Source organism: Pseudomonas sp. FA117, assembly GCF_057370475.1.
Window position 1 is genome coordinate 5,716,877 of record NZ_CM170675.1, and the last position, 22,663, is coordinate 5,739,539.

A 22,663-nucleotide genomic window follows, 5' to 3' on the forward strand; every position below is an offset into this window, starting at 1 on the left:
ATCAGTGAATGCTCATTTCTAGGTTCTGATCAAGGTGCAGCATAAGTGGTGGAGCCAAGCGGGATCGAACCGCTGACCTCCTGCGTGCAAGGCAGGCGCTCTCCCAGCTGAGCTATGGCCCCGCATATTGGTAGGTCTGGGCAGATTTGAACTGCCGACCTCACCCTTATCAGGGGTGCGCTCTAACCAACTGAGCTACAGACCTATATAGGGTCTTGATCGTCTTCGACAATGAATCAAGCAATTCGTGTGGGAGCTCATCAGCAGGCTGATGTCTTCGATTAAGGAGGTGATCCAGCCGCAGGTTCCCCTACGGCTACCTTGTTACGACTTCACCCCAGTCATGAATCACACCGTGGTAACCGTCCTCCCGAAGGTTAGACTAGCTACTTCTGGTGCAACCCACTCCCATGGTGTGACGGGCGGTGTGTACAAGGCCCGGGAACGTATTCACCGCGACATTCTGATTCGCGATTACTAGCGATTCCGACTTCACGCAGTCGAGTTGCAGACTGCGATCCGGACTACGATCGGTTTTGTGAGATTAGCTCCACCTCGCGGCTTGGCAACCCTCTGTACCGACCATTGTAGCACGTGTGTAGCCCAGGCCGTAAGGGCCATGATGACTTGACGTCATCCCCACCTTCCTCCGGTTTGTCACCGGCAGTCTCCTTAGAGTGCCCACCATAACGTGCTGGTAACTAAGGACAAGGGTTGCGCTCGTTACGGGACTTAACCCAACATCTCACGACACGAGCTGACGACAGCCATGCAGCACCTGTGTCAGAGTTCCCGAAGGCACCAATCCATCTCTGGAAAGTTCTCTGCATGTCAAGGCCTGGTAAGGTTCTTCGCGTTGCTTCGAATTAAACCACATGCTCCACCGCTTGTGCGGGCCCCCGTCAATTCATTTGAGTTTTAACCTTGCGGCCGTACTCCCCAGGCGGTCAACTTAATGCGTTAGCTGCGCCACTAAAATCTCAAGGATTCCAACGGCTAGTTGACATCGTTTACGGCGTGGACTACCAGGGTATCTAATCCTGTTTGCTCCCCACGCTTTCGCACCTCAGTGTCAGTATCAGTCCAGGTGGTCGCCTTCGCCACTGGTGTTCCTTCCTATATCTACGCATTTCACCGCTACACAGGAAATTCCACCACCCTCTACCATACTCTAGCTCGCCAGTTTTGGATGCAGTTCCCAGGTTGAGCCCGGGGCTTTCACATCCAACTTAACGAACCACCTACGCGCGCTTTACGCCCAGTAATTCCGATTAACGCTTGCACCCTCTGTATTACCGCGGCTGCTGGCACAGAGTTAGCCGGTGCTTATTCTGTCGGTAACGTCAAAATTGCACGGTATTAACGTACAACCCTTCCTCCCAACTTAAAGTGCTTTACAATCCGAAGACCTTCTTCACACACGCGGCATGGCTGGATCAGGCTTTCGCCCATTGTCCAATATTCCCCACTGCTGCCTCCCGTAGGAGTCTGGACCGTGTCTCAGTTCCAGTGTGACTGATCATCCTCTCAGACCAGTTACGGATCGTCGCCTTGGTGAGCCATTACCTCACCAACTAGCTAATCCGACCTAGGCTCATCTGATAGCGCAAGGCCCGAAGGTCCCCTGCTTTCTCCCGTAGGACGTATGCGGTATTAGCGTTCCTTTCGAAACGTTGTCCCCCACTACCAGGCAGATTCCTAGGCATTACTCACCCGTCCGCCGCTGAATCAAGGAGCAAGCTCCCGTCATCCGCTCGACTTGCATGTGTTAGGCCTGCCGCCAGCGTTCAATCTGAGCCATGATCAAACTCTTCAGTTCAATACTGCTTGGGTTTTTAAGAAACCCTAAACTTGGCTCAGCAATCTCAAATGACTATGTGATTTCTCGCATGGCCACTTGTGATGCTGATAATCTTGGCGACTATCAGTCCGTACTCACAAGCACCCACACGAATTGCTTGATTCGATTTGTTAAAGAGCGTTTGGTCAAGAGCTTTTCGTCTCAACCGAGGCGCGCATTCTACGCTTTCCTCATTCGGTGTCAAGCGTTTATTTTGAAGTTTTTCGCGAGAAACTCGTTTAGCTTCAAACACTTGACTCGCTGCGATCTCTCGTAGCGGGAGGCGAATCATACAGCACCAAACGATGCTGTCAACTGCCTTTTTCACCGCTGCCGATCAAGAGACCGAAGCCCTTCGCGCTACACCGAACTCGCTTAACTCGTTGATTAACAAGGAGTTTCGCGTTCCGTTTGCTGCGGAAGTGGGGCGCATTATAAGGGGATTCGAGAGGGCGTCAACCTTTTATTTCAAGAATCTTTCAGATCGCTGAAAAACAAAGCGGGGAGGCCTGTCGGCCTCCCCTCTTCTATATATAGACGCTGTCACAACACCCCAGCCGAGCGCAGGGCCTGAACAGCCTCTGCATCCAACCCCAGGACGTCTACCAATACTGCTTCGGTGTGCTCTCCCAATAAAGGTGGCGCCCGCCGATACTCCACAGGCGTCTGCGACAGCCTGATCGGGCTCGCCACCTGCGGCACACTGCCCGACAGCGGATGCGGCACCTGCACCGCCAGCCCACGCGCCACCACCTGCGGATCCTGGAACATCTGCGCCAGGTCGTTGATCGGCCCACATGGCACCCCGGCCTGCTCCAGCAGGCTCACCCACTCGGCCGTCGTCTTGAACACCGTTGCCTGGCGAATCAGTGGAATAAGCTCGGCGCGATGCGCAACCCGCTGCTTGTTGGTGGCAAAGCGCGGGTCATCGGCCCACTGCGGATGCCCGGCCACTTCGGCGAACTTGCGGAACTGCCCGTCGTTGCCCACGGTAAGAATGAAATCGCCATCAGCCGTCGGGAAGTCCTGGTACGGGACGATGTTCGGATGCGCATTGCCCAGTCGCTTGGGCGATGTCCCCGTGGTCAGGTAGTTCATCGCCTGGTTGGCAAGACACGCCACCTGCACATCCAACAGGGCCATATCGATATGCTGGCCCTCTCCCGACTGATCGCGGTGCGCCAGTGCTGCGAGGATCGCCACCGTGGAATACAGCCCGGTGAGGATATCGGTCAGCGCCACCCCCACCTTCATGGGTCCAGCACCCTGCTCTCCCTCCGGCCGTCCGGTCAGGCTCATGAGCCCGCCCAATCCCTGGATCATGAAATCGTAGCCCGCGCGCCTGGCATAAGGCCCAGTCTGGCCAAACCCGGTGATCGAACAATAGATGAGCCTTGGGTTGATCGCCTTCAGGCTCGCGTAGTCCAGCCCGTAGCTCGCCAGCCCTCCGACCTTGAAGTTCTCGATGACGATATCCGACTTGGCCGCCAGCTCACGTACCAGGCGCTGGCCTTCGGGCTGGGTGAAATCGATGGTCACCGAGCGCTTGTTGCGGTTGGCCGACAGGTAGTAGGCGGCCTCACTGGTATTCTCGCCCTGGATGTCCTTGAGAAAGGGCGGACCCCAGGCGCGGGTGTCATCGCCGCTGCCCGGACGCTCGACCTTGATCACATCGGCACCCAGGTCGGCAAGAATCTGACCGGACCACGGCCCGGCCAGCACGCGCGACAGATCCAGCACCCGCAGATGTGAAAGCGCTCCCATGGCCGCGCTCCTCTATTAATAGAACGCCTGGATGCCGGTCTGCGCGCGACCGAGGATCAACGCATGGATATCGTGGGTGCCCTCATAGGTGTTGACCACCTCGAGGTTGACCAGATGACGGGCCACGCCGAACTCGTCGGAGATGCCGTTGCCACCCAGCATGTCGCGCGCCAGGCGCGCAATCTCCAGGGCCTTGCCGCAAGAGTTGCGCTTCATGATCGAGGTGATTTCCACCGCGGCAGTGCCTTCGTCCTTCATCCGCCCCAACCGCAGGCAGCCCTGCAGACCCAGGGTGATCTCGGTCTGCATGTCGGCGAGTTTCTTCTGGATCAGCTGGTTGGCCGCCAGCGGGCGACCGAACTGCTTGCGGTCCAGGGTGTACTGGCGTGCAGTGTGCCAGCAGGCTTCCGCCGCCCCCAGCGCGCCCCAGGAAATACCGTAGCGCGCCGAGTTCAGGCAGGTGAACGGACCCTTCAGGCCGCGAACCTCAGGGAAGATGTTCTCCTCCGGCACGAACACACCATCCATGACGATCTCGCCGGTGATCGACGCGCGCAGTCCGACCTTGCCATGGATAGCCGGAGCGCTCAGACCTTTCCAGCCCTTCTCGAGGATAAAGCCGCGAATGTCGCCGGCATCGTCCTTGGCCCAGACCACGAACACATCGGCGATTGGGCTGTTGGTGATCCACATCTTGCTGCCGGTCAGGCTATAACCACCCTCGACCTTGCGCGCCCGAGTGATCATCGCCCCCGGATCGGAGCCATGGTTGGGTTCGGTGAGGCCGAAACAGCCAATCCATTCACCGCTGGCGAGCTTGGGCAGGTACTTCTGTTTTTGCGCTTCAGTGCCGAACTCGTTGATCGGCACCATGACCAACGACGATTGCACACTCATCATCGAGCGATAGCCGGAGTCGATGCGCTCCACTTCACGGGCGATCAGCCCGTAGCACACGTAATTCAGCCCGCTACCGCCGTACTCCACCGGAATGGTCGCGCCCAGCAGGCCGACCTCGCCCATCTCGCGGAAGATCGCAGGGTCGGTCTGCTCGTGACGGAACGCCTCGACCACCCGTGGCGCCAGCTTGTCCTGGGCGAACTGATAAGCGCTGTCACGCACCATGCGCTCTTCTTCAGTGAGCTGCTGATCCAGCAGCAGCGGGTCGATCCAGTTGAAGCTTGCTTTACCAGCCATGGGCAGAGTCCTCGAAAGATGTCCGACGAAATTTCCGGTTGCCTTGATCCTAGGCCGGAACCTGCCTGGGGACAAACGAGGATTACGCACCGATTAGTGCTATTTTCTCACTTCGAGAATTGCCAAATCGGCACTCCTGGCCCGATACAAGTGAGGTAGGCGTACATGCGGCGCAAGATCCCCAGTACAGCGGCCCTGGTCTGCTTCGAGGCCGCAGCCCGCCACGAGAGCTTTACCAAGGCTGCGCACGAGCTGGCCCTGACCCAGGGCGCCGTCTGTCGGCAAATCGGCAGCCTGGAGAGCTTTCTCAACGTCGAACTGTTCCGACGCTCGCGCAGGGGCGTGAAGCTGACCGAAGCGGGCCTGTCCTACAGTCGCCAGGTCGCCGCGCAGCTCGATGCGGTAGAACGCGACACCCTGTCGGTCATGCGCCAGCAGGGGGCCAACGTGATCGAACTGGCCGTGGTGCCGACCTTCGGCACCCAGTGGCTGCTGCCGCGCCTGAAGGACTTCCAGCAGCGCCACCCCGAGGTGACGGTCAACCTGACCAACCGCACCCGCCCCTTCCTGTTCGCCGACACCGCCTTCGACGCCGCGATCTATTTCGGTGACGCCGACTGGTCGGGCACCCAGTCGCACCGCTTGATGGGCGAGAACCCGGTACCGGTGTGCAGCCCGCGCTGGCTGGACGGCCAGGAGATTCTGGATGCCACACGCATCGCCGAATTGCCGCTGCTGCAGCAGACCACCCGCCCCTACGCCTGGCGGCAATGGTTCGACGGCCTGGCCATGAGTGTGGAAAGGGACATGACCGGCCCTCGCTATGAACTGTTCTCCATGCTTGCCCAGGCAGCCATGCACGAGATGGGCATCGCGCTGATCCCGCCTTTCCTGATCCATCGGGAGCTGGCGGACGGCAGGCTGTTGGTCGCTAACAGGCATGCCCTGGCGAGCGACAAGGCCTACTATCTGATGATCCCCGAGCGCAAGGTCGAGTCGGCTTCACTGCGCGCCTTCCGCGACTGGCTGGTACTCCAGGCCCGCGACTACGCTGCACAGGCCTGATACTTCGGAAAAGCTGACTTCGTAGTCAATTATTTTGAACACCTACAGATATATGGATTTGTCGCAAATCCGTAATCTGTTCCGCTGCGCCTAAAAACCGTATCAACCCTAGTAACTACGCGGGTTTGCCCGGTTTTTTACGACATCCATCACGCTAAAGACGAAAACGTCAGAATTTTTTTGTTTTTTTCTCCTAAGCTGCCAATAGCCCGTTCTTGACGGCCTGGAAGCGGAGCGTTGCGACACGTGGTCACAGGGTGACTTGTAGTTTTGACTTCGTTTCGCTCCAGAACCGGTTGATGGACCTGCGGTTCGTCTGCAAAATGCCTCGCCCGCCCCGGAACCGGCGGTATGCATTGCTCTACGACCGCTCCGGCAGCACCACCCGAGTGCACCGGAATCAACAATGACAAAAGGTCACCGCAGGAGACAAAGTCGTGCACATTGGTGTTCCTCTCGAGACGCAGCCGGGTGAGACAAGGGTCGCCGCGACCCCGGAAACCCTCAAGAAACTGGTAGGCCAGGGCCACCAGGTCACCGTCGAACGGGGCGCCGGCCTCAAGGCCAGCATTCCGGACAGCGCCTTCGAGGCAGCAGGTGCTTCGCTGGGTGGTGCCGCCGATGCCCTGGGCGCGCAACTGATACTCAAGGTGGTAGCGCCCAGTGATCAGGAACTGGCGCGGATCAACCCCGGCAGTGTCCTGGTGGGCATGCTCAACCCGTTCAACAGCGAACTGATCGCGCGGATGGCCGAACGCGGCATCACCGCCTTCGCCCTCGAAGCGGCGCCGCGCACGTCGCGGGCGCAGAGCCTGGATGTACTGTCGTCGCAGGCCAACATCGCCGGCTACAAGGCTGTGCTGCTCGCAGCCCATCACTATCCGCGCTTCATGCCCATGCTGATGACCGCCGCCGGCACGGTAAAGGCTGCCCGCGTGCTGATCCTCGGTGCCGGTGTCGCAGGCCTTCAGGCCATCGCTACCGCCAAGCGCCTCGGCGCGGTGATCGAAGCGTCCGACGTGCGCCCTGCCGTGAAGGAACAGATCGAATCGCTCGGCGCCAAGTTCATCGATGTCCCCTACGAGACCGATGAAGAACGCGAGTGCGCCGAAGGTGTCGGCGGCTACGCCCGGCCGATGCCGGCCAGCTGGATGCAACGCCAGGCCCAGGCCGTGCATGAACGTGCCAGGCAGGCCGATATCGTCATCACCACCGCGCTGATCCCCGGACGCAAGGCCCCGACGCTGCTCAGTGCCGAGACCGTGGCGCAGATGAAGCCAGGCTCGGTGGTCATCGACCTCGCCGCCGCCCAGGGCGGCAACTGCCCACTGACCGTCGCCGACCAGGTAGTGACGGCGCATGGCGTAACCCTCGTCGGCCCGACCAACCTGCCCGCCCAGCTGGCCGCGGATGCCTCGGCGCTGTACGCACGCAACCTGCTGGACTTCATGAAGCTGCTGTTCGACAAGGACGGCGCCCTGACGATCAACCTCGAAGACGACATCGTCGCCGCGTGCCTGATGTGCCGCGACGGCCAGGTCGTGCGCAAGAACGGCTGAGGAGCACGACAATGGAAGACATGCTGATTTCCCACGGGATCTACAACCTGATCATCTTCGTGCTGGCCATCTATGTTGGCTATCACGTGGTCTGGAACGTCACCCCTGCGCTGCACACTCCGCTGATGGCGGTGACCAACGCCATCTCCGCGATCGTCATCGTCGGCGCCATGCTGGCGGCGGCGCTGACCGTGACCCCGGCCGGCAAGCTGATGGGCACCCTGGCCGTGGCCCTGGCTGCGGTCAATGTGTTCGGTGGCTTCCTGGTCACCCGCCGCATGCTGGAAATGTTCAAGAAGAAAACCAAGAACGAGGGGCAGAAACAACCATGAGCATGAATCTGGTCACCCTTCTCTACCTGGTTGCCTCGGTCTGCTTCATCCAGGCCCTCAAGGGGCTGTCGCACCCGACCACCTCCCGGCGCGGCAACCTGTTCGGCATGATCGGCATGGGCATCGCGATGCTCACCACCATCGGCCTCATCTACAAGCTTGCGGCGCTGTCGGTGGGCAGCGGCGGCGCCACTGCCGGCATCGGCTACGTGATCGTCGGCCTGCTGATCGGCGGCACCGCAGGGTCGGTCATGGCCAAGCGCGTGGAGATGACCAAGATGCCCGAGCTGGTCGCCTTCATGCACAGCATGATCGGCCTGGCGGCGGTGTTCATCGCCATCGCCGCGGTACTCGAGCCGCAGTCGCTGGGCATCGTCGCCAGCATCAGCGACCCGATCCCCACCGGCAACCGCCTGGAACTGTTCCTCGGTGCAGCGATCGGTGCCGTCACCTTCTCCGGCTCGGTGATCGCCTTCGGCAAGCTGTCGGGCAAGTACAAGTTCCGCCTGTTCCAGGGCGCGCCGGTCCAGTTCGTCGGGCAGCACAAGCTGAACCTGATCCTGGGCATCACCACCCTCGCCCTGGGCCTGCTGTTCACCTTCACCGGGCACTACAGCGCCTTCACCCTGATGCTGGTCCTCGCCTTCATCATGGGCGTGCTGATCATCATCCCGATCGGCGGCGCCGACATGCCGGTGGTGGTGTCGATGCTCAACAGCTATTCGGGCTGGGCGGCAGCGGGCATCGGCTTCTCGCTGAACAACTCGATGCTGATCATTGCCGGCTCGCTGGTCGGCTCCAGCGGTGCGATCCTCTCGTACATCATGTGCAAGGCGATGAACCGCTCGTTCTTCAACGTCATCCTCGGCGGTTTCGGTGGCGACACCGACGCTGGCGCTGCGACCGGCAGCAAGGAGCAGCGCCCGGTGAAGTCCGGCTCGGCCGACGACGCCACCTTCCTGCTGAGCAACGCCGACAGCGTGATCATCGTCCCCGGCTACGGCCTGGCGGTTGCCCGTGCCCAGCATGCGCTCAAGGAGCTGACCGAGAAGCTGACCCACAACGGCGTGACCGTGAAGTACGCCATCCACCCGGTCGCCGGGCGCATGCCAGGGCACATGAACGTGCTGCTGGCCGAGGCCGAGGTGCCGTACGACCAGGTGTTCGAGATGGAGGACATCAACGCCGAGTTCGGCCAGGCCGACGTTGTGCTGGTGCTCGGCGCCAACGACGTGGTCAACCCGGCGGCGAAGAACGATCCGAAGTCGCCGATCGCCGGCATGCCGATCCTCGAAGCCTTCAAGGCCAAGACCATCATCGTCAACAAACGCTCCATGGCCAGCGGCTACGCCGGGCTCGACAACGAGCTGTTCTACCTGGACAAGACCATGATGGTGTTCGGCGACGCGAAGAAGGTCATCGAGGACATGGTCAAGGCGGTCGAGTAGGTCTTTTCCGAGCAAACCCGTCGATATGAACGAGGCCCCAGAGAGATTTCTCCTGGGGCCTCGTCGTTTTGCTGATCCAGATCAACGGCTCTATTTCCGGGCTTCTCATACGACCATGGTCGCGGGACGGCCCCGGGCGAAATCTCTAGACTGCGCTGCAGTAGCCCAAGTAGCCCGAGATAACAATCCATGTACCGTGATCGTATCCGCTTGTCCTCCCTGCACAGCAAGGTAATGAGTGCGGCTGATGCCGCTGGCCTGATCGAGGATGGCATGACCGTCGGCATGAGCGGCTTCACCCGCGCCGGCGAAGCCAAGGCCGTGCCGCACGCACTGGCCGAGCGCGCCAGGCAGTCGCCGCTGAAGATCAGCCTGATGACCGGCGCCAGCCTGGGCAACGACCTGGACAAGCAACTGACCGAGGCCGGTGTGCTGGCCCGGCGCATGCCGTTCCAGGTCGACAGCACCCTGCGCAAGGCCATCAACGACGGCCAGGTGATGTTCATCGACCAGCACTTGTCGGAAACCGTGGAACAACTGCGCAACAAGCAGCTGACCCTGCCCGACATCGCCGTCATCGAGGCGGTGGCGATCACCGAACAGGGCCATATCGTGCCGACCACCTCGGTTGGCAATTCGGCCAGCTTCGCGATCTTCGCCAAGCAGGTCATCGTCGAGATCAACCTGTCGCACAACCCCAACCTCGAAGGGCTGCACGACATCTATATCCCGACCTACCGCCCGACCCGCACACCCATCCCGCTGGTGAAGGTCGACGACCGCATCGGCAGCACCGCGATTCCGATCGATCCGGCAAAGATCGTCGGTATCGTCATCAGCGACCAACCGGATTCGCCGTCCACCGTCCTGCCGCCGGATCACGAAACCCAGGCCATCGCCGACCACCTGATCGGTTTCCTCAAGCAGGAAGTTGACGCAGGACGCATGAGCAACAGCCTCGGCCCGCTGCAGGCGGGGATCGGCAGCATTGCCAACGCCGTGATGTGCGGCCTGATCGAGTCGCCGTTCGAAGACCTTACCATGTACTCCGAAGTGCTGCAGGATTCGACCTTCGACCTGATCGACGCCGGCAAGCTGCGCTTCGCCTCGGGCAGCTCGATCACCCTGTCGACCCGCCGCAACGCCGACGTGTTCGGCAACCTCGAGCGCTACAAGGACAAGTTGGTGCTGCGTCCGCAGGAAATCTCCAACCATCCGGAAGTGGTGCGCCGCCTCGGCATCATTGGCATCAACACGGCGCTGGAGTTCGACATCTACGGCAACGTCAACTCCACCCACGTGTGCGGCACACGGATGATGAACGGCATCGGCGGCTCCGGCGACTTCGCCCGCAACGCCCATCTGGCGGTGTTCGTGACCAAGTCGATCGCCAAGGGCGGGGCGATTTCCAGCGTGGTGCCGATGGTCAGCCATGTCGACCACACCGAGCACGACGTGGACATCCTCGTCACCGAACAGGGTCTGGCCGACCTGCGCGGCCTTGCACCCCGCGAACGTGCTCGCGCGATCATCGACAACTGCGTGCACCCGGACTACCGCGCCGCACTCAACGACTATTTCGACCGCGCCTGCCAGCGCGGCGGGCACACCCCGCATATCCTGCGCGAAGCGCTGAGCTGGCACGAGAACCTGGAAGAAAGCGGGCGGATGCTGGCGGGGTGATCCGCTAGTACCAGCTCATCGCGCGGCAAGCCCCTCCTGCAGATTGACTGTGGGAGCGGGCTCGCCCCGCAGTTGCATAGAACACACTCAAACAGTTGAAGATGAATCAATCAAAAACTGTACTACTGTACCGCTAAAAACCCCGCCTTCTTCCCGCCACTTTTTTCAAAAAACATAAAAACGCACAAAAACAGTGCAGACCAGTACAGTTGCGCCTATTTCGAGTGCAACAGTACCGTTTAACAGTTAACTGGAGCATCGCATTACTGTTGAACTGTATCTACTGTTATGGACAGCAGAGGAGGATCATTGGCATCAGTTAAATCACTACCTAATCCCGCCACAAGCGGAAGGATGACACATCATGGAACGTACCCTCAGTTCCGGTCTGGTTTTCGAAAACAACGTTGAATCCAAAGCCTCGGCTCCTCTGCGCGCCCTGTCGACCCTGCTGCTGTGGCAGCGTCGCATCGCCAGCCGCCGTCAACTGGCTCGCCTGGATGCTCGCCTGCTGGCCGACGCCGGTATCAGCGAATCCCAGCGCTACCAAGAGCTGAGCAAGCCTTTCTGGCGCTAAGCTCCGGCTCGCCGGCCTTCGCCGGCACCGTGAATTCCGAAAACCCGTCGCAGGGAACTGCGACGGGTTTTTTGTTTCCAACCCGCGCAGTTGAGCGGTCCAGCGCAATACCAGTACAATTATCACCAAACCAAAATATAACCATAACAGTTCTGTCGAGCGTGATCCTTCACATCTGGAAACAGTGCCGCGTGATACGCTTGCAAAGGCGGCCTGTTAGTTTGGTGAAGCGAGCTGCCGTCGTTGATGTAGCGTGACGAGCAGTGCGAGCGTCCGAATAACCAGAACTACCCCCGCAGGAGTCCCTATCATGTTCCGTAACCACCTGCTCGGCGCCGCCGTGCTGCTGGCCCTTGCCGGCACCGCACACGCCACCAGCTTCGTCGTGACCACCGATGCCGTGGTCGGTGCCGTGGCTGCGTCCACCGACGCCACTTCCGACGTGTCGTCTTCGCTGCGCGACGACAAGATCGTCAAGGCCGCCCGTGACGACGCCGCAAGCTTCGTCGGCAGCCAGGGCCAGATCCGCGGCGCGAAGCTGGAAAGCGCCTTCGTCCACATTCGCCAGCAGATGCCCGCGCTGCAGGCCAGCGACGCCCAACTGGCACAGGCCATCCTGGCCCTCTGAGCCAGCCGCCGCACTCACAAGCAGCGGCTCGCCGCTGCTTGTGAGGTAGTCATCGCCAAGCCGATCGAGTGTTACCCACGCCCATGCGATACCTGATGCCCTTGCTGTTCGTCTTCGCCGGAACGGGAAGCGCCCAAGCCATGGATGTCACGACCCAGTTCCCGGTCATGACCGGCTATGTCACCAGCCAGGTGACCACCGCGCCGTTCGACCGCAAGATCGTCGGCATGGCCCGTGACGACGCCGCCGCATTCATTGCCAGCGACGGCAGGATCCGCAGTGCGCGCCTGCAGGCTGCGCTGGCCGACCTGCGACATGCCTACCCGCGTCAGACCGTCGGCGACCTTGAACTGGCAGAAGCAATTCTCGTCCAATGATCACACCTGACTCCCTGAATCTTTCGGAGATGCTCCATGCGTAAACCGCTGATCGCCGCCACCCTCGGCATGCTGCTGCTGGCCGACCTGGCCCAGGCGCAGACGTTGGTAGCCACCAGCAATATCATCGTTCGCGCCTTCGGCCGGTCGATCGATTTCACATCCGACACCACCACCTCGATCCGCGACTCCAAGGTTGTGCGCGAGGCCCGCGATGACGCCGCCAGCTTCGTCGCCAGCAACGGCGACATTCGCGGCGCGCAGCTCGAGGCCGCCTTCGACACTCTGCGCGACCGCGTGCCGGAAGCGCGCGACGCCAGCGACCAGGTACTGGCCGAAGCCATTCTCTCGCTGTGAAGCGCGCGCGTGCCTGGCTGCTCGGCTGCGTCCTGACGCTGCTCGGCACGCCCGCCCTGGCCGACCTGCAGCTGGAGCTGCAGGCGGACGGCCTCGACGCTCGACAGCAGCAAGCCTCGCAGCAACTGCTGGACGAGGCGCTGGCGAAGCTTCCACCATCGTTCAGGCAGCGCCTGGACCGCCGCATTCAGGTCGGCTGGACCGACAAGATGCCTGCCGACGCCTACGGCCAGGCTTCGCCGGTTTCCAGCCTGGAGCTCAACAGCCGCCTGCTGCCAGGGCTCACCGATGGCAGCGCCGCCACACAAAGGACCCATCGCCCCCACGGCACCGTACGCGAAGAACTGCTGGCTACCGTGCTGCACGAGCTGACCCACATCTATGATCGCGCACGCCTGTGGCCTGGCGCCGAGCGTTCGCTGCTCGCCCGCTGCAAGCGCCAGCTGGGCACACTTGGCCAGATCGGCCTGCCCCAGCAGTGCCGCGGCCAGGCCGAACGCCGCTTCACCCTCAGCGACGACCCGCGCCTGCTCGACCTCGCCGGCTGGCCACAATACGTCGGCCGCCGCGGTGAGCGCGAGCAGCACAACGGCCAGCTGGTGCGCACCCCGGACAGCTACGAGTTGAGCAGCCCCAAGGAATTCATCGCGGTCAACATGGAGTACTTTCTCCTCGACCCGAGCTATGGCTGCCGCCGCCCGGCCCTGAACCAGTACCTGCGCGAACACTTTGGCTGGGCGCCGCAGCAGGATACCTGCGCCAAGGGCCTGCCCTTCCTCAATGCCGGCAGCGACTTTGCCCGCGAGCCACTGGGCGAGATCGACCCGGAAAGGGTCTACGAGGTCGATTACCTGCTTGCCGAGGCCAACCAGAACTGGGTCAGCCGCTGGGGCCACAGCATGCTGCGCCTGGTGATCTGTGCGCCGGGTCGCCCGCGCGGACCGGACTGCCGGTTGGACCTCGACCGCCATCTGGTGCTGTCGTACCGCGCCTTCGTCAACGACGTGCAGTTGTCCAGCTGGGACGGGCTGACCGGTGCCTACCCATCACGCCTTTTCGTGCTGCCGCTGGGCCAGGTGATCGACGAATACACCAAGACCGAACTGCGCAGCCTGGCCTCGGTACCCCTCAAGCTCGACCGCCAGCAGATCGAGGACCTGGTGCGCCAGGCCGCCGAGATGCACTGGAGCTACGACGGCAACTATTACTTCCTGTCCAACAACTGCGCGGTGGAAACCCTCAAGTTGATGCGCAGCGGTACTGCCGACCCGCGCTTCGCCGATCTCGATGCGATCATGCCCAACGGTTTGCTCGAGGTGCTCAAAGGGCGGGGCCTGGCCGACACCAGCGTGCTCGACGACCCACGCGAGGCCCTGCGCCTGGGCTATCGCTTCGACTCCTACCGCGACCGTTACCAGGCCATGTTCGAGGTGCTGCGCAAGCAGCTGCCGATCAAGCAGAGCGCCGTGGAAGACTGGTTGGCCCAGGATGCCGAACAGCGCCGACCCTGGTTCGCCCAGGCCGACCTGCGCACCAGCGCGGCGCTGCTCCTGCTCGAGCAGGCCAGCCTGCGCCGCCAGCTGCTGCTGGCCCAGGACGAGGTGAAGCAGCGCTATCTCAACGCCGCCGCCCTCAAGGATGGCAGTATCGACAAGGCCAACGCCACCCTGCAGCAGATGCTTGCCAACAGCGGTTTCCTGAGCCGCCCGGCCGAGCTGCTCGAGGCCGAGGGCTATGGCTTGCCGCAACTCCAGGAGCGGGTACACCTGGAAAAGGTCAGCAGCGAGCGGCAGGCGCAGTTGCTGCGCCTGAGTACCGATCTGGACAAGGAAGTGCGTGCGCTGCTGGAGCCGGCGCGGGCGAAGGAAATTGCGGCAATCGAAGCCAACGTCAAGCAGATCGGTGAACACCTGCGTGCCCTGCACAAGGCAGCCGGCGGTCTGCAGCTGCCTTGAATGCGGGGTGCTACTTGATCGGCCGCCAGATCAGCGGATAGCGGTAAGGCTTGCCTTCATTGGCCCGAACCCCCGCCAGGATGATCAGGATCAGCACCGCCACGGCAAGGATGGCGAACAGCACGATGCCGATCACCACGAACATCAGCAGGAAGCAGATGAAGCCGGCGATGGTGACGCTGATCTGGAAGTTCAGCGCCTCCTTGCCCTGGGCATCGACGAAAGGATCGACTTCGCGCTTCCAGATCCACATCACCAGCGGTCCGAGCAGATGCCCGAGCGGCATCACCAGCCCGAGCAGCCCACTGAAGTGGCAGAACATCGCCCATTGCCGGACTTCGGCGCTGGGCGTTTCGATCGGCAGGTTCGGATCGCTCATGATGCGTTCGCCTCCTTGGCGGATGCTCAGTCGGCCAGTGCGGCCTTCTGCAGTTCGAAGATTTCGCTCATGCCCTTCTGTGCCAGCGCCAGCATGGCGTTGAAGTCTTCTGGCTGGAACGGCGCGCCTTCGGCGGTGCCCTGGACCTCGATGAAGCCACCGGCGCTGGTCATGACCACGTTGAGGTCGGTTTCTGCAGCGGAGTCCTCGAGGTAGTCGAGGTCCAGCACCGCCTCACCCTGGTACATGCCCACCGACACCGCGGCGATCATGTGCTTGAGCGGGTTGCCGCCCTTGAGGCCGCCGCGCTTCTTGATCACCGCCAGGGCATCGCACAGGGCGACCATGGCACCGGTGATCGACGCGGTACGGGTGCCGCCGTCGGCCTGGATCACGTCGCAGTCGACGTACAGGGTGATGTCGCCCAGCTTGCTCATGTCCAGCGCAGCGCGCAGCGAGCGGCCGATCAGGCGCTGGATTTCCAGGGTGCGGCCGCCCTGCTTGCCGCGGCTGGCCTCGCGCTGGTTACGCTCGCCGGTGGAGCGCGGCAGCATGCCGTACTCGGCGGTCAGCCAACCCTGGCCCTGGCCCTTGAGGAAGCGCGGTACGCCGTTTTCGACGCTGACCGTGCAGATGACCTTGGTGTCACCGAACTCGACCAGTACCGACCCCTCGGCGTGCTTGGTGTAGTTGCGGGTGATGCGGATCGAGCGGAGCTGATCGGCAGCGCGACCACTTGGACGTTTCATCTGGGATACCTGTACCGGAATTCGAATCAGGCGGCCATTATAGAGCCGCGCGTCCCGTGAGGACATGCCTATCGTCGTGGCCAGGCAACCGGTCGACTTTTCCCACATCAAGCTGCGACGCCCTGTAGCATGGTTCGATTGGGCGCCATCGCCGCACTGCGCTACAATCCTGCGCCTTGCAGCCGAAAGGCTTCCCGTTCAAACCGAATTCGCGAGGTACTCCCCATGGTGCACAGCATGACCGCCTTTGCCCGCGTCGAGCGCGCCGGCAGCCAGGGCACCCTGGCCTGGGAGCTGCGCTCGGTCAATCACCGCTACCTCGAACCGCACCTGCGCCTGCCCGAGGCCCTGCGCGATCTCGAGGGCGCAGTACGCGAAGGCCTGCGCCAGGGGCTGTCACGCGGCAAGGTCGAATGCACCCTGCGCCTGTCCGACGACAGCACCGGCAAGCCGCTGCAGGTCGATCGTGAGCGCGCCGCGCAACTGGTCGCCGCCGCCGAGGCCGTGGCCGGGCTGATCAACCAGCCAGCACCGCTCAACCCACTCGAAGTCCTCGCCTGGCCCGGAGTGCTGGTGGCCGATGCCGCCGACCCGCAGGCGCTGAACGCCGAAGCCATGGCGCTGTTCGACGAAGCGCTGGCCGAGCTCAAGGCCGGGCGCCTGCGCGAAGGCCAGGAGCTGGCCCGGCTGATCAACGAGCGCCTGGACGCCATGACCACCGAAGTCGCCACCCTGCGCGCCCTGGTTCCACAGATGCTGGCCGCCCAGCGCCAGCGTATCGTCGATCGTTTCAGCGACCTGCAGGCCGAACTCGACCCGCAGCGCCTGGAGCAGGAAATGGTCCTGCTGGCACAGAAAAGCGACGTCGCCGAAGAGCTCGACCGCCTCAGCACCCACGTCACCGAGGTACGCCGGGTGCTCAAGTCCGGCGGCGCCGCCGGCCGGCGCCTGGACTTCCTGATGCAGGAGCTGAACCGCGAGGCGAATACGCTCGGCTCAAAGGCCTTCGACCCGCGCAGCACCCAGGCGGCGGTCAACCTGAAGGTGCTGATCGAACAGATGCGCGAACAAGTACAGAATATCGAGTAAGGCCACCCCACCATGAACCACAGCAGCGGCACCCTCTACATCGTTTCGGCCCCTTCCGGCGCCGGCAAGACCAGCCTGGTCAGCGCCCTGACCACGCAAGACCGGCAGATCCGTGTCTCGGTTTCCCACACCACCCGCGCCATGCGCCCGGGCGAGGCGCACGGGGTGAACTATCACTTCGTGGTTCACGAGGAGTTCAAGGCGCTGATCGCCCAGGGTGACTTCCTCGAGCACGCCGAGGTGTTCGGCAACTACTACGGCACCTCCCGTAGCGCGCTGCAGGAAACCCTCGACAAGGGCTTCGACCTGATCCTGGAAATCGACTGGCAGGGCGCCCAGCAAGTGCGCAAGCTGATGCCCGAGGCGCTGTCGATCTTCATCCTGCCACCGAGCCAGGAAGCCCTGCGCCAGCGCCTGGACGGCCGTGGCCAGGACAGCGAGGAAATCATCGCCGGGCGCATGAAGGAAGCGGTCAGCGAGATGGTGCATTACAACGAATTCGACTACGTCATCGTCAACGACGACTTCGAAGACGCGCTCGAAGACCTGAAGTCGGTGTTCCGTTCGAATCGGTTGCTGCTCAAGAAGCAGCAGCAACGCCATGGTGCGCTGTTGAAGCAGCTGGTCGGCTGAACCCCGCCCTGAAACCAGCGCGGGGCCAGCCCGCTCCCACATTCGCCGCTGTCTTGAATGCAGCGCGGAGCCTGTGGAAGCGGGCTTGCCCCGCGATTGGGCTGCACGGCAGCCCCCTTGCACCTTATTCCTGCAACTGCAGTTTCGCCTGCTGCTGCAAGGTCGCACCGAGGAAGTAAGCCGGTGCCCGCAACCGCGACAGCATCATCAGCACGATTCCCAGCACCGAGATGATCGCCGCGATCACGAACACCAGCCCCAGCCCCCCGACATGCGAGCCGCTGCCGAAGTCCGGCGAAGCGCTGTCGATCGCGGTACGCACGAAGATCACCGACAGGATCACCCCTCCCACCAGCGGGCACAGGCCACGCATGAAGAAGTGGCGCAGGCTGCCGAACAGGCTGTCGCGGAAATACCAGACGCAGGCAAAGGCGGTCAGCGAGTAGTAGAAGCAGATCATCATCCCCAGCGCGGTGATGGTGTCGGCCAGCACGTTCTCGCTCAGGCTGCGCATGGTCACGTAGAACAATGCGGCCGCCAGGCCCGCGCAGATGGTCGCGTAGCGCGGCGTCTGCGAACGCGGGCAGACGCTGGCGAAGCGTTGCGGCACGGCGCCGTAATAGCCCATGGCGAGCAGGGTGCGCGCCGGCGAGACGAAGGTCGACTGCAGCGATGCCGCCGTACTGGCCAGTACCGCAATCGACATCAGGATCGCCAGCGGCCCCATGACCGGGCCAGCCAGGTGGGCGAAGACGTTCTCCTGGATACGCGGATTGCCCAGGCCCAGACCGCTGTCGCTGATGCCGGCGAACTGCAGGGTGGCAATGGCGGTGAACAGGTACAGCCCCAGGATCAGCAGCACGGTCCAGGTCGCCGCCTTGCCCGGCACCTCGTCGCTGCCGATGGATTCTTCGCTGACGGTCAGGCACACGTCCCAGCCCCAGAAGATGAAGATCGACAATGACAACCCGGCGGCGAAGGCCGAGAAGGATTCAACCCCGAACGGGTTGAACCAGGCGAAATCGAACGCCAGCGGTGGCGGTGCCGTGGTCTCGCCGAACGCGGCGAAGCCAAAGCCCACCAGCACCAGCAACTGCAGGGCCACCAGACCATACTGCACGGTCATGGTGGTGCCCATGCCCCGGCAGCAGATCCACACCGCCAGGGCGATGAATGCACAGCAGGTGCAGATGTTGATCAGCAGGTTGTCCGCCAGCGCGGCGTATTCGTGATGGCCGGTGATCTGGCCGATGAACAGGTAGAAGAAGTCGACCGCCACGCCGGCCAGGTTCGACAGCACGATGGTGGTGGCGACGACCAGCCCCCAGCCACCGATCCAGCCGATCATCGGGCCGAAAGCCCGCGCCGACCAGGTGAAGGACGTGCCGCTGTCCGGCTCGGCCGCGTTCAGCTCGCGATAGCCGAGGGCAACCAGCAGCATCGGCAGGAAGCCGACGATGAACACCGCCGGAAGGTGCGCACCGACCTCACGCACGGTGGGGCCGAGGGCGCCGGTCAGGGTATAGACCGGGGCGATGGTGGAGATGCCCAGCACCACGCTGGCCAGCAGGCCCAGGCGCCCTTTGGCCAGGCCTTTGCCGGCACGCTGGGTGTTGCTGCCCGTGTCGGCCACCACGTCGGGGGGGCGGCCGGTATCTGTGTATTCGCTCATGAGTATTTGCCATTGCTATTGGTATTGTTTTCACAGGCCTTGCGGAAAGGCCCGCTTTCACTCATTGAAAGCTTGCTGCTGGGGATGAGTCATCCGAGACCTTCGGGTGACGTCAGAATGCCTTCTGGCGCGAACCCTCCCGTGCAGCATGGGCAATGCAGGCCTCGCGAAACGCCTGGAACAGACGCAACGAGACCGGGTTTTCAGCGAAACGCCACTCCGGGTGCCATTGCACGCCGAGCACGAAGCCCGGTGCAGCGGGCATCGACACCGCTTCGACCAGGCCGTCCGGGGCCCGTGCCTCGACACGCAGGCCCGGGGCCAGGCGGTCGATGCCCTGGCTGTGCAGCGAGTTGACCTCGAACTGCACCGCCAGGCCCAGGCGCTCGAACAGCCCGCCCGGCGCAATGCCGACCGAGTGCCGAGGCCCGTATTGCACCTCCAGGGGTGCGTCCTCGGGTTCGCGGTGGTCCAGGTAGCCGGGCAGTTCCTGCACACACTGGTGCAAGGTGCCGCCCAGGGCCACATTGAGTTCCTGGAAACCACGGCAGATGCACAACACCGGCACGCCGGCGGCAATGGCAGCCTGCAGCAGCGGCAAGGTCAGGCGGTCACGCGCAGCGTCGTGCCGGGTCCCGTCCACGCTGGGGGCGCCATTGTAATGATGCGGCTCGACATTTGAAGGCGAGCCGGTAAAAAGAATGCCGTCCAGGTGCGCAAGCAGCCGCTGCGGGTCACTGCCCGCATCACGCGCCGGCAGGATCAGCGGCATCCCGGCAAAGCCCGCTGCCTCGACATACTTGTCGCCCACCGTGTGCGACGAGTTCTTCCCCACCTGCTGGCGGCAGGCGCTGACACCGATCAAGGGAACCGCGATTGCGCTCATGGGCTTACACCGTGTGCAGGTACCAGTTGTATTCGAGGTCGGAGATCGACACCTCGAACTCCGCCAGCTCGCTCTCCTTGCAGGCGACGAAGATATCGATGTACTCCGGGCTGATGTATTGGTTGAGGACTTCGCTGTCATCCAGCGCACGCAGGGCATCGCGCAGGTTGTTCGGCAGGCTCTGCTCCAGTTGCTCGTACGAGTTGCCCTCGATCGGCTCACCCGGCTCGACCTTGTTGGTCAGGCCGTGGTGAATACCGGCAAGAATCGCGGCAAGCATCAGGTAGGGGTTGGCATCGGCACCGGCGACGCGGTGCTCGATACGCAGGTTGTCGCTGCTGTCGGTCGGCACGCGCAGGGCCACGGTGCGGTTGTCCAGGCCCCAGCTCGGCGCGTTGGGCACGTAGAACTGCGCGCCGAAACGGCGATAGGAGTTGATGTTCGGGCAGAGGAAAGCCATCGATGCCGGCATTGTTTCCAGCACACCGCCGATGGCATGGCGCAGGGTCTCGCTCTGCAGCGCATCGTCATTGGCGAAGATGTTCTTGCCGGTCTTCTTGTCCAGCAGCGAGATGTGCACGTGCAGGCCGTTGCCCGCCTGGCCCGGGTAGGGCTTGGCCATGAAGGTGGAGTCCATCTCATGGTCGTAGGCGATGTTCTTGATCAGGCGCTTGAGCAGGATCGCGTAGTCGCAGGCCTTGAGCGGGTCGGCGACGTGGTGCAGGTTGACCTCGAACTGCGCCGGCGCGCTTTCCTTGACGATCGCATCGGCCGGCAGCCCCTGCTCCTTGGCCGCCTCGAGCATGTCCTGCAGGCAGTCGGCGTACTCGTCCAGGTCATCGATCAGGTAGACCTGGGTCGACTGCGGGCGCTTGCCCGAGATCGGCGAACGCGGCGGCTGCGGGCGGCCGTTGAGGTTGTCCTGGTCGATCAGGTAGAACTCCAGCTCGAACGCCGCGCAGATATCCAGGCCCAGCGCATCGAACTTGCTCACCACCTGGCGCAGCACTTCGCGCGGGTCGGCGAAGAACGGCTGCCCTTCGATCTCGTGCATGGTCATCAGCAGCTGTGCGGTCGGGCGCTTCTGCCAGGGTTCGTTGGAGAGCGAGCCCGGGATCGGATAGCAGATGCGGTCGGCGTCGCCGATGTCCAGGCCAAGGCCCGTGCTTTCGACGGTCGAACCATTGATGTCCAGGGCGAACAGCGAGGCCGGCAGGTTGATGCCCTTCTCGTACACCTTGTGCAGGCTGGCACGTTCGATGCGCTTGCCGCGCACCACGCCGTTCATGTCGGAGATCAGCAGGTCGACGTACTGCGTGTCCGGGTGGGCTTCCAGGAATTCATTCATCTCGCGGGAAGAACGGGCGCACGGGGAGACCGACGTCATGGCTGTACATCCTTTGATTCGAAGCGGCGATGTGGGGATACGGCTGGCGCCTCGAGGGCGACGATGGTTGCTGCTGTTGTTCTTTTCACTGCCCCATCGTGGGGGAATTATGTCGCTCGCCGGGTGCATTGATTCCCGGGGGCCGTTCCACTATAAAGTGGGCTCCAGTGCAACAGACATTGGCAAATCGGCAAGCAGAGCGTGCACAAATGCAATATCAGATCAATCACGCGGACCTCGCCCTGGTCCTGGCCCTGGAACGCGGTCGCTCGCTGGCCAAGGCCGCCGAACTGCTCAAGGTCGACGTTTCGACGGTGTTCCGCTCGATCCGCAGGCTGGAATCGGCGCTGGGCACCGCGCTGTTCGTCAAGAGCCGCAAAGGCTACCTGCCCACCGACACCGCGCAGGCCCTGGCCGAACAGGCCGAGCGTGCCGAGCAAGCGCTGGACGCTGCGCGCATCGCCCTGACCAGCGGTGAGCAGGTGGTCAGCGGCACGGTGCGCCTGACCTGCACCGAGGCCGTGCTGCACAGCCTGCTGCTGCCGGCGCTGGCCGAATTCATGCCCAACTACCCGGCGCTGTCGCTGGAAATGGGCACCTCCAACACCTTCGCCAACCTCAGCCGACGCGATGCCGACATCGCCCTGCGCCTGACCAACACACCGCCGGAGCACCTGGTCGGCCGCTGCCTGGGCTCGACCTCCTATGTGATCTGCGGGCGCCCCGAGTTTCGCGAGCGTCTGGCCGAGTCGCCGAACAGCGTGCCGTGGATCGCACCGGACGACGCCATGCAGGACCACCCGACGGTGGTCTGGCGCAACCAGCAACACCCCGACCTGATCCCGCGCTACCAGTGCAGCGGCATGTCGACCATCGCGCAACTGGTCAGCACCGGCATGGGCGTGGCAGCCCTGGCCGACTACATGGTCGATGCGCTGCCTGGGGTCGAGGCCCTGAGCGGCCCCCTGCCCGGCTGCGACACCCAGCTATGGCTGCTGACCCGCCCCGACTGCCGCGCCCTGCGCTCGGTGCAGACGCTGTTCGAGGAGCTGACCCCGCGGTTGCGTGACGCGATGCTTTGAAGCT

General features: G+C 62.9%; 20 protein-coding genes, 2 tRNA genes and 1 rRNA gene. 13 read left to right on the forward strand and 10 right to left on the reverse strand.

Annotation, left to right across the window (positions count from 1 at the left end):
* Positions 1–46: 46 nt before the first annotated feature.
* The 5 genes from AC1TXO_RS26080 to AC1TXO_RS26100 all read right to left on the reverse strand — a co-directional run bounded on the left by AC1TXO_RS26080 (position 47) and on the right by AC1TXO_RS26100 (position 4,801).
* Positions 47–122: transfer RNA gene (locus AC1TXO_RS26080), tRNA-Ala, on the reverse strand.
* Between the two features lie 6 nt (positions 123–128).
* Positions 129–205 (reverse strand) — tRNA-Ile (locus AC1TXO_RS26085).
* 77 nt (positions 206–282) lie between these two features.
* Positions 283–1,819, reverse strand: a 16S ribosomal RNA gene (locus AC1TXO_RS26090).
* A gap of 564 nt (positions 1,820–2,383) precedes the next feature.
* Complete coding sequence (locus AC1TXO_RS26095) at positions 2,384–3,604, reverse strand: CaiB/BaiF CoA transferase family protein (protein WP_486404383.1); 1,221 nt, start codon at positions 3,602–3,604, stop codon at positions 2,384–2,386.
* A 15-nt stretch (positions 3,605–3,619) separates the two neighbouring features.
* Positions 3,620–4,801 (reverse strand): acyl-CoA dehydrogenase, encoded by a 1,182-nt coding sequence (locus tag AC1TXO_RS26100; protein ID WP_486404384.1) that lies wholly within the window; start codon positions 4,799–4,801, stop codon positions 3,620–3,622.
* Positions 4,802–4,966: 165 nt separating this feature from the next.
* Here AC1TXO_RS26100 and AC1TXO_RS26105 point away from each other — a divergent pair, with 165 nt between their 5' ends.
* The 10 genes from AC1TXO_RS26105 to AC1TXO_RS26150 all read left to right on the forward strand — a co-directional run bounded on the left by AC1TXO_RS26105 (position 4,967) and on the right by AC1TXO_RS26150 (position 14,782).
* Positions 4,967–5,866 carry a LysR family transcriptional regulator gene (locus tag AC1TXO_RS26105; RefSeq protein WP_486404385.1) on the forward strand — a complete coding sequence of 300 codons (900 nt, stop codon included), beginning with the start codon at positions 4,967–4,969 and terminating at the stop codon, positions 5,864–5,866.
* A 437-nt stretch (positions 5,867–6,303) separates the two neighbouring features.
* Complete coding sequence (locus tag AC1TXO_RS26110) at positions 6,304–7,425, forward strand: Re/Si-specific NAD(P)(+) transhydrogenase subunit alpha (protein ID WP_486404386.1); 1,122 nt, start codon at positions 6,304–6,306, stop codon at positions 7,423–7,425.
* 11 nt (positions 7,426–7,436) lie between these two features.
* Entirely contained in the window at positions 7,437–7,757 is a 321-nt protein-coding gene (locus tag AC1TXO_RS26115) for an NAD(P) transhydrogenase subunit alpha part 2 (protein ID WP_486404387.1), read from the forward strand.
* The gene (locus tag AC1TXO_RS26120) at positions 7,754–9,205 is read left to right on the forward strand and encodes an NAD(P)(+) transhydrogenase (Re/Si-specific) subunit beta (protein WP_486404388.1); all 1,452 of its coding nucleotides are present in this window, start codon (positions 7,754–7,756) and stop codon (positions 9,203–9,205) included. Before AC1TXO_RS26115 ends, AC1TXO_RS26120 begins: the two co-directional genes overlap by 4 nt.
* A gap of 189 nt (positions 9,206–9,394) precedes the next feature.
* Positions 9,395–10,888, forward strand: coding sequence for a succinyl-CoA:acetate CoA-transferase ScpC (gene scpC, locus AC1TXO_RS26125; RefSeq protein ID WP_402760035.1), 1,494 nt, complete (start codon positions 9,395–9,397; stop codon positions 10,886–10,888).
* A 364-nt stretch (positions 10,889–11,252) separates the two neighbouring features.
* Positions 11,253–11,465 carry a DUF1127 domain-containing protein gene (locus AC1TXO_RS26130; protein ID WP_054894859.1) on the forward strand — a complete coding sequence of 71 codons (213 nt, stop codon included), beginning with the start codon at positions 11,253–11,255 and terminating at the stop codon, positions 11,463–11,465.
* A 310-nt stretch (positions 11,466–11,775) separates the two neighbouring features.
* Positions 11,776–12,093, forward strand: a complete 318-nt coding sequence (locus tag AC1TXO_RS26135) for a DUF2388 domain-containing protein (protein ID WP_486404389.1) — start codon at positions 11,776–11,778, stop codon at positions 12,091–12,093.
* 83 nt (positions 12,094–12,176) lie between these two features.
* Positions 12,177–12,470, forward strand: a complete 294-nt coding sequence (locus tag AC1TXO_RS26140) for a DUF2388 domain-containing protein (RefSeq protein WP_486404390.1) — start codon at positions 12,177–12,179, stop codon at positions 12,468–12,470.
* Between the two features lie 36 nt (positions 12,471–12,506).
* Positions 12,507–12,827: a DUF2388 domain-containing protein gene (locus tag AC1TXO_RS26145; protein ID WP_029612292.1), complete on the forward strand. Its 321-nt coding sequence runs from the start codon at positions 12,507–12,509 to the stop codon at positions 12,825–12,827.
* Complete coding sequence (locus AC1TXO_RS26150; protein WP_486404391.1) at positions 12,824–14,782, forward strand: DUF7844 domain-containing protein; 1,959 nt, start codon at positions 12,824–12,826, stop codon at positions 14,780–14,782. The genes AC1TXO_RS26145 and AC1TXO_RS26150 overlap by 4 nt, the downstream gene beginning before the upstream one ends.
* A gap of 10 nt (positions 14,783–14,792) precedes the next feature.
* On the opposite strand, the gene AC1TXO_RS26155 is transcribed toward AC1TXO_RS26150, so the two are convergent.
* Positions 14,793–15,161, reverse strand: a complete 369-nt coding sequence (locus AC1TXO_RS26155; protein WP_486404392.1) for a DUF4870 domain-containing protein — start codon at positions 15,159–15,161, stop codon at positions 14,793–14,795.
* A 26-nt stretch (positions 15,162–15,187) separates the two neighbouring features.
* Complete coding sequence (gene rph / locus AC1TXO_RS26160) at positions 15,188–15,910, reverse strand: ribonuclease PH (protein ID WP_486404393.1); 723 nt, start codon at positions 15,908–15,910, stop codon at positions 15,188–15,190.
* A 225-nt stretch (positions 15,911–16,135) separates the two neighbouring features.
* Here rph and AC1TXO_RS26165 point away from each other — a divergent pair, with 225 nt between their 5' ends.
* Entirely contained in the window at positions 16,136–16,999 is an 864-nt protein-coding gene (locus AC1TXO_RS26165) for a YicC/YloC family endoribonuclease (RefSeq protein WP_486404394.1), read from the forward strand.
* Positions 17,000–17,011: 12 nt separating this feature from the next.
* A complete protein-coding gene (gene gmk / locus AC1TXO_RS26170; protein WP_486404395.1) occupies positions 17,012–17,632 on the forward strand; it encodes a guanylate kinase in 621 nt (206 codons plus the stop codon).
* 124 nt (positions 17,633–17,756) lie between these two features.
* Here the strand turns inward: gmk and AC1TXO_RS26175 are convergent, their stop codons facing one another.
* The 3 genes from AC1TXO_RS26175 to AC1TXO_RS26185 all read right to left on the reverse strand — a co-directional run bounded on the left by AC1TXO_RS26175 (position 17,757) and on the right by AC1TXO_RS26185 (position 21,577).
* Complete coding sequence (locus tag AC1TXO_RS26175) at positions 17,757–19,304, reverse strand: APC family permease (protein WP_486404396.1); 1,548 nt, start codon at positions 19,302–19,304, stop codon at positions 17,757–17,759.
* A 112-nt stretch (positions 19,305–19,416) separates the two neighbouring features.
* Positions 19,417–20,190, reverse strand: coding sequence for a gamma-glutamyl-gamma-aminobutyrate hydrolase family protein (locus AC1TXO_RS26180; RefSeq protein WP_486404397.1), 774 nt, complete (start codon positions 20,188–20,190; stop codon positions 19,417–19,419).
* Between the two features lie 4 nt (positions 20,191–20,194).
* Positions 20,195–21,577, reverse strand: a complete 1,383-nt coding sequence (locus tag AC1TXO_RS26185; protein WP_486404398.1) for a glutamine synthetase family protein — start codon at positions 21,575–21,577, stop codon at positions 20,195–20,197.
* 209 nt (positions 21,578–21,786) lie between these two features.
* Here AC1TXO_RS26185 and AC1TXO_RS26190 point away from each other — a divergent pair, with 209 nt between their 5' ends.
* Entirely contained in the window at positions 21,787–22,659 is an 873-nt protein-coding gene (locus tag AC1TXO_RS26190) for a LysR family transcriptional regulator (RefSeq protein WP_486404399.1), read from the forward strand.
* Positions 22,660–22,663: the final 4 nt, after the last annotated feature.

Coding starts and splice junctions, on each gene's coding strand:
- AC1TXO_RS26135 (WP_486404389.1), top strand. CDS start 11,776: ATGTTCCGTAACCACCTGCTCGGCGCCGCCGTGCTGCTGGCCCTTGCC.
- AC1TXO_RS26165 (WP_486404394.1), top strand. CDS start 16,136: ATGGTGCACAGCATGACCGCCTTTGCCCGCGTCGAGCGCGCCGGCAGC.
- AC1TXO_RS26120 (WP_486404388.1), top strand. CDS start 7,754: ATGAGCATGAATCTGGTCACCCTTCTCTACCTGGTTGCCTCGGTCTGC.
- AC1TXO_RS26140 (WP_486404390.1), top strand. CDS start 12,177: ATGCGATACCTGATGCCCTTGCTGTTCGTCTTCGCCGGAACGGGAAGC.
- AC1TXO_RS26175 (WP_486404396.1), bottom strand. CDS start 19,304: ATGAGCGAATACACAGATACCGGCCGCCCCCCCGACGTGGTGGCCGAC.
- scpC (WP_402760035.1), top strand. CDS start 9,395: ATGTACCGTGATCGTATCCGCTTGTCCTCCCTGCACAGCAAGGTAATG.
- AC1TXO_RS26115 (WP_486404387.1), top strand. CDS start 7,437: ATGGAAGACATGCTGATTTCCCACGGGATCTACAACCTGATCATCTTC.
- AC1TXO_RS26155 (WP_486404392.1), bottom strand. CDS start 15,161: ATGAGCGATCCGAACCTGCCGATCGAAACGCCCAGCGCCGAAGTCCGG.
- AC1TXO_RS26190 (WP_486404399.1), top strand. CDS start 21,787: ATGCAATATCAGATCAATCACGCGGACCTCGCCCTGGTCCTGGCCCTG.
- AC1TXO_RS26100 (WP_486404384.1), bottom strand. CDS start 4,801: ATGGCTGGTAAAGCAAGCTTCAACTGGATCGACCCGCTGCTGCTGGAT.
- AC1TXO_RS26180 (WP_486404397.1), bottom strand. CDS start 20,190: ATGAGCGCAATCGCGGTTCCCTTGATCGGTGTCAGCGCCTGCCGCCAG.
- AC1TXO_RS26130 (WP_054894859.1), top strand. CDS start 11,253: ATGGAACGTACCCTCAGTTCCGGTCTGGTTTTCGAAAACAACGTTGAA.
- gmk (WP_486404395.1), top strand. CDS start 17,012: ATGAACCACAGCAGCGGCACCCTCTACATCGTTTCGGCCCCTTCCGGC.
- AC1TXO_RS26185 (WP_486404398.1), bottom strand. CDS start 21,577: ATGACGTCGGTCTCCCCGTGCGCCCGTTCTTCCCGCGAGATGAATGAA.
- AC1TXO_RS26145 (WP_029612292.1), top strand. CDS start 12,507: ATGCGTAAACCGCTGATCGCCGCCACCCTCGGCATGCTGCTGCTGGCC.
- rph (WP_486404393.1), bottom strand. CDS start 15,910: ATGAAACGTCCAAGTGGTCGCGCTGCCGATCAGCTCCGCTCGATCCGC.
- AC1TXO_RS26095 (WP_486404383.1), bottom strand. CDS start 3,604: ATGGGAGCGCTTTCACATCTGCGGGTGCTGGATCTGTCGCGCGTGCTG.
- AC1TXO_RS26105 (WP_486404385.1), top strand. CDS start 4,967: ATGCGGCGCAAGATCCCCAGTACAGCGGCCCTGGTCTGCTTCGAGGCC.